The sequence below is a fragment of the Kitasatospora sp. NPDC051914 genome, assembly GCF_040680995.1.
Classification (GTDB): domain Bacteria; phylum Actinomycetota; class Actinomycetes; order Streptomycetales; family Streptomycetaceae; genus Kitasatospora.
In genome coordinates this window covers 1-5,618 of record NZ_JBFAXX010000140.1, presented here as the reverse complement: position 1 = coordinate 5,618, position 5,618 = coordinate 1, and the positions used below count along the sequence as shown (strand labels likewise).

Annotated in this window: 6 protein-coding genes; 1 reads left to right on the top strand and 5 read right to left on the bottom strand. The window is 72.1% G+C overall.

Annotated elements, in window-relative coordinates:
* Positions 1–81: 81 nt before the first annotated feature.
* The 4 genes from AB0M03_RS39275 to proS form a co-directional block, all read right to left on the bottom strand.
* On the bottom strand, positions 82–321 hold the full coding sequence (locus AB0M03_RS39275; RefSeq protein WP_030275689.1) for an RNA-binding protein: 240 nt from the start codon (positions 319–321) through the stop codon (positions 82–84).
* A 2-nt stretch (positions 322–323) separates the two neighbouring features.
* Complete coding sequence (gene rpsP, locus AB0M03_RS39270) at positions 324–755, bottom strand: 30S ribosomal protein S16 (RefSeq protein WP_363501521.1); 432 nt, start codon at positions 753–755, stop codon at positions 324–326.
* 556 nt (positions 756–1,311) lie between these two features.
* Positions 1,312–1,890 (bottom strand): hypothetical protein, encoded by a 579-nt coding sequence (locus AB0M03_RS39265; RefSeq protein ID WP_363501518.1) that lies wholly within the window; start codon positions 1,888–1,890, stop codon positions 1,312–1,314.
* Positions 1,891–2,323: 433 nt separating this feature from the next.
* The gene (gene proS / locus AB0M03_RS39260) at positions 2,324–3,736 is read right to left on the bottom strand and encodes a proline--tRNA ligase (RefSeq protein ID WP_363501515.1); all 1,413 of its coding nucleotides are present in this window, start codon (positions 3,734–3,736) and stop codon (positions 2,324–2,326) included.
* Positions 3,737–3,935: 199 nt separating this feature from the next.
* Between proS and AB0M03_RS39255 the strand changes: the two genes are divergently transcribed.
* Positions 3,936–4,754 (top strand): methyltransferase domain-containing protein, encoded by an 819-nt coding sequence (locus AB0M03_RS39255; protein WP_363501512.1) that lies wholly within the window; start codon positions 3,936–3,938, stop codon positions 4,752–4,754.
* 158 nt (positions 4,755–4,912) lie between these two features.
* Here AB0M03_RS39255 and AB0M03_RS39250 read toward each other — a convergent pair whose 3' ends face one another.
* Positions 4,913–5,455, bottom strand: a complete 543-nt coding sequence (locus AB0M03_RS39250; RefSeq protein ID WP_363501509.1) for a GNAT family protein — start codon at positions 5,453–5,455, stop codon at positions 4,913–4,915.
* Positions 5,456–5,618 lie beyond the last annotated feature (163 nt).

The window sequence follows — 5,618 nt, the reverse complement described above, 5'->3', positions numbered from 1 at the left end:
CGGGAACGCCAGATGGGCCGACCGGGACGGCGTGCGTCCCGGTCGGCCCCTGGTACCTGACGAATACCTGACGGCTCCGCGTCAGCGGATGCTGTCCACGTCGACCAGGTCGACCCGGACGTTGCGGCCGCCGAGCGCACCCACCACGGTACGCAGCGCACGGGCCGTACGGCCGCCGCGGCCGATCACCTTGCCGAGGTCGTCGGGGTGCACCCGGACCTCGATGGTGTTGCCCCGGCGCAGGTTGCGCGAACGCACCTGCACCTCGTCGGGGTGCTCGACGATGCCCTTCACCAGGTGGTCGAGGGCTTCCTCGATCATGCTCAGGCCTCGGTGGAGGCGGCCTCGGCGTCAGCCTCGGCCTTGTCCGCCTTCTTCGCCTTCGGGGTGATGGCAACACCGGTGGTGCTGTCCTCGAAGCCCGCGACGGCCTTGGCGAACAGGTGCGAGTAGTCCTCGACCTTGGGCTCGGCGACCTTCAGCGGCTCCGGAGCCGGCAGGCCCTTGAACTTCTGCCAGTCACCGGTGAGCTTGAGGATGGCGAGGACCGGCTCGGTCGGCTGGGCGCCGACGGACAGCCAGTACTGGGCGCGGTCGCTGTCGACCTCGATCTTCGAGGGGTTGTAGGTCGGCTGGTAGATGCCGATCTCCTCGATCGCACGACCGTCACGCTTGGTGCGGGAGTCGGCGACGACGATGCGGTAGTGCGGGGAGCGAATCTTGCCGAGACGCTTCAGCTTGATCTTGACTGCCACGGGAGTGGATTCTCCTGGTGTTGACGTGGGTGAGCGGCCGCTGCCACCGCGTGGGGTTGCGGCGACCGGCCGTTCAAGGGACACGCCAGCCGTAGGAGAGAGGGGTCCTGCCCGGCTGCCGAGTACTCAGCTGTCCATTCTGCCACAGCCCGGCCCGGCCCCCGAATCGTCCGCCCGCTCGGCACACGGTGCGCACCGGCCGGCACGGGCCCGACAGGAACGGCCCGACCCGCGGCCCACTGCGCGCAGCCCACCGCCGATCACCCCGCTCCGGCGCCGCCCGCGCGGAGACCGACGAGACACGGAGACCGACGGGACACGGAGAACACGGGACACAGAAACGCCACACACGGAGCACGGCCAACGGGCGACAGGACGCCGCCACGCCCGGGCGGACACTCTCGCCGGGCGGCTCGAGCACCACGACCCGAGCACTCATGACCACCGGACGAAGACGCAGTCCGGCCCGACCGAGGGCCCCCGCCCCCGGTAGAGCCGAGCACCGCGAACTGTCAGGAGGGAACTGTCAGCGACGGCACGCGGCCGCCGGCGGAACTCAGCCGATCTTGAACGGCTGCTGGCAGGCGCCGCAGACGATGGCCGCCTGCGCCAGGACGGACGGGACGACACGGACGTTGCGCCCGCAGCCGCAGACCGCCTTGACCCGGACACCGCCACCGGACGAGCCGTGCCGCGCCGCCGGGCCGCGGAAGGCCCGGTGGCCGCCCTCGCCCGCAACGGCGAGCTGGTGGGCGCCGAGGGCGCGCTCCAGCCGCTCGATGGTGTCGGAGTACCTGTCCTCGGTCTCCTTGAGCATGGTCACCTGGGAGAAGCCGCTGCTGGCGTGCGGCTCGACCGGGTGGGCCAGCCCGAGCTCGGAGGCGAGCATCAGGAAGCGCCGGTTGTGGTAGCGACCGGCCCGCGAGGTGTCGCGGATCTCCCGCGCGGCGGCCAGTCCGTGGGCGGCTTCGTGCAGCAGCCGCTCGAATCCGAGCCGGGTGCCGCACGCCGAGGAGGACTCGCCGATCAGGGCCTCGGGCGAGGCCAGGTCGGGGAGGTCCTGGTGGTGGGCCTGGATGTCGCTCCAGGCGGCGGCCAGTTCGGCCGCGAGGACGAGAGGCTGTGTCGTGCTCACGCTGGACCAACGTTGGAGAGAGGGCCGATGTTCCGCGAGTTCCCGTTCACGGGGAATTCCCAGCGATCTCTCAGGAATGCGGACACGCTCCTGAATTGCGTTGTTCTGACCTGACGCAAGACCAACCCCCTGCATCTGTGGACCCGCCGAATCTCGGCGGGCTCTCGGCTATCACCCGGGGACACGCACGCCGCCCAAGGCGGACGGCCCGCAGCCCGGTCAGAATTGACAGGGCCACGGGCCGTATACCGTACCGCTTGTTTCGCACCGCCGGGAGTTGACCGGCGAGTAGCCTCGACAAGCAGTGCGCAAACCGCGGTTAACAATCCGCTGAATCGGCATCGAATTGCAACGGAAGTGCATCGGGAAGCACTCCGGAAGCACCTCGGTTTGTCCGATTGCCCGTGCGGGGCACCCGGCCGGTCCCCTGCCGTCAGTACGCGCGGGCGACGATCGCGATGTTGCCGGGCTGGTCGTCGGCCGCCGGGACGGAGCCGTCGGCGGCGACGATGCAGCGCACCGAGACGCCCTGCTCGGCCAGCTTGGCCTCGCCCTCCGGGCCCAGGTCGGCCCAGGAGATGCGGCCCCAGCCGGTGGCCGCGGCCTCGACGGCCTCCTCGATGGACGAGACGTCCACGGTGCGGGCCTCGCGGCGCTCGCGCGACTGGCGGAGCAGCAGCGCCTGGTCCTCCTCCAGGACGCCGGGGACGAGCGACGCCAGGGCGTCGGCCGAGACCGGCTCCTTGCCGCCGGCGATCCGGCGGACAAGCATGGCGGTGCCGTTCTCCAGGTCGCGCGGACCGACCTCGATGCGCAGCGGAACGCCCTTGAGCTCCCAGTCGACGGCGCGGCGGCCGAAGGGGGTGTCGGTGCGGTCGTCGACCACCACGCGGACGCCGGCGGCCTCCAGGGCGGCGCCGATCTCGCGGACCTTGGCGAGCACCGCGTCGTCGCCCTTGATGGCGAGGACGACGGCCTGGACGGCGGCCAGGCGCGGCGGGACACGCAGGCCGTTGTCGTCGCCGTGGGACATGATCAGGCCGCCGACCATGCGGGTGGAGACGCCCCAGGAGGTCTGCCAGACGTACTCGCGCTCGGCGCCCTGCAGCTGGTACGTGGTGTTGAACGCCTTGGCGAAGTTCTGGCCGAGCTCGTGGCTGGTGCCCATCTGCAGGGCCTTGCCGTCGCCCATCATGCCCTCGAGGGTGAGGGTGTTGATGGCGCCGGCGAAGCGCTCGCGGGCGGTCTTGCGGCCGAGCACGACATCGATGCCGAGCACGTTGGTCATGAAGTCGCCGTAGACGTCCGTGTGGATGCGCGAGGCGTACTCGCGGGCGTCCTCGTAGGTGGCGTGGGCGGTGTGGCCCTCCTGCCAGAGGAACTCGGTGGTGCGTAGGAAGACGCGCGGGCGGAGCTCCCAGCGGACGACGTTGGCCCACTGGTTGATCAGCAGGGGGAGGTCCCGGTGGCTCTGGACCCACTTGGAGAAGTACTCGTTGATGATCGTCTCGGAGGTGGGCCGGACGACGACCGGCTCCTCCAGTTCCTTGCCGCCGCCGTGGGTGACCACCGCGAGCTCGGGCGAGAAGCCCTCGACGTGCTCGGCCTCCTTGGTCAGGTACGACTGCGGGATGAACATCGGGAAGTAGGCGTTCTGCGCACCGGCCTGCTTGATCCGGGCGTCCATCTCCTGCTGCATCCGCTCCCACAGGCTGTACCCGTACGGTCGGATGACCATGGTGCCGCGCACCGGACCGTTGTCGGCCAGCTCGGCCTTGTTGATGAGGTCCTGGTACCAGCGGGGGAAGTCTTCCGACTGGGGGGTGAGTACGGGTGCCTTAGCCATGGGGCAGATGGTACGGGGATCGGGGTTCCGACCGTGAATCCGTTTCACCGGCGCACCGCGGGGGCGCACGCCTCGGCGCACGGACACTCCCTGCACACCTCTGGACGGCGGCGCCCGGGCGCTGTTCGCTGGAAGGCGGGGCGGGAGACGACCGGGGGGAGCCGGAGCATCGGACGCACACACCGAATGGGAGGCCGCGATGGCTTCAGCGCAGGTGACCGGTACGACCGCGCAGCGCCCGCACGCGGGTGGCGGGGCGGGGTCGCGCGGTCGGGCGCGCGACTGGGCGGAGATCCAGGAGCGGATGCTGGTGCCGCTCTACCAGGCCGTATACCGGCGGCTGGAGGTCGGCCCGGCGACCAGCCTGCTCGGTCTCGGCTGCCGCTCGGGGCTCGCCCTGCTGCTCGCCGCGGACCGCGGCGCGCAGGTGGCCGGACTGGAGCCGGAGGCGGAACTGCGCGAACTCGCGGAGGGCCGGCGGCTGCGGGTGGCAGGTGTCGGCGGTGTCGACCGGTCGGGCTATCCCGTCCCCCGCTCGGCGTATTCGCTGGTCACCGTTTTCGAGGAGCTCGCGTACGTCGCCGATCCGGCCGTCCTCGTGCTGGAGGCGGCCGCGCTGACGCTGCAGGGCGGGCACGTGGTGCTGGCCGGCTGGGGGCCCCCGGAGCGGTGCGAGAGCGCGCCGGTGCTGGAGGTCGCCCGCCGCCGCTCGGCCCGGACGCCGGTCCGCGACCCGTTCGCGCTGAGCGCCCCCGGCGCACTGGAGGAGCTGTGCGCGGGCGCGGGCCTCCGGCCCGCCGGCAGCGGCCGGGTCTCCTGCCCCTTCGCCTACCCGGACCTGGACAGTGCGGTCCGCGGGATGCTCTCCACCGGCCTGTACGAGGGCGCGATCGAGGAGTGGGGCGCGGCGCTGGTCACCAAGGAGCTGGAGGAGGCGCTGCACCCCTTCGTGCAGGCGGACGCCTCGGTCCGGATGGCCAACGTGTTCCGGTACGTGGTGGCCGAGCAGCCCCGCTGATCCCCCGATCGCCCGGCCCGGGGCCGGCGTCCGCCCCGGGCCGGTGGTGCCCCACCGGACGCACCGGCACCGCAGGGCCGGAGGTCGGCCGGAACACGCCGGTCGGCCCGGACGCGCCACTCAGCGGTCCCCACGTCGCTCAGCGGTCCACACGCCGGTCAGCGGTCCAGCGGTGTCCATTCCTCGACGGTGAGCGCGTACCGCTCGTGGTCGCGCCAGGCGCCGGACAGGAACAGCATCCGCGGCGTGAACCCCTCGTGCCGGAAGCCGAGCCGCTCGGCCATGGCGATGGAGCGGGTGTTGTCGGGCTGCACGTTGATCTCCAGCCGGTGCAGGCCGAGACCGCCGCGCTCGGCGGCGGCGAAGCAGCGGTCGACCACCAGCCGCATGCCCTCGGACATCCGCCCGGTGCCGGCGTAGGGCAGGTAGGAGTCGTAGCCGAGGGCGCCGTTGCAGAAGCGGCCCATCACGATGTTGGCGACGTTGCACTTGCCGACCAGGCCGCCGGTGGCGGTGTCCTCGATCAGGAAGGTGCGCAGGCCCGGCCCCTGACGGTCCAGCAGCTCGGCGAGGCCGTCCGGTTCGACCGGGTTCCACCGCCCTATGTGCTCGGCGGACCTCCGTACCGCCTCGGCATAGGGGGCCACGTCCTCCGGGCGGGGTGCCCTGATCGTCACTCGCACACCACCATCATCGGTCATGTGTACGGCCCCGCGCCGGGCGGCCCACCGAACGACCGGAGGACGGGACCGCCGGGGGCCGGAACGCCGCCGGCCCGCCGCCCCGGGGAGGGGCGGGGGGGCGGGGGGGGGGGGCCGGCAGAGCAGGTGCGTGTACTGCGTGGGGCGTTGGAAGGGGGCCGGG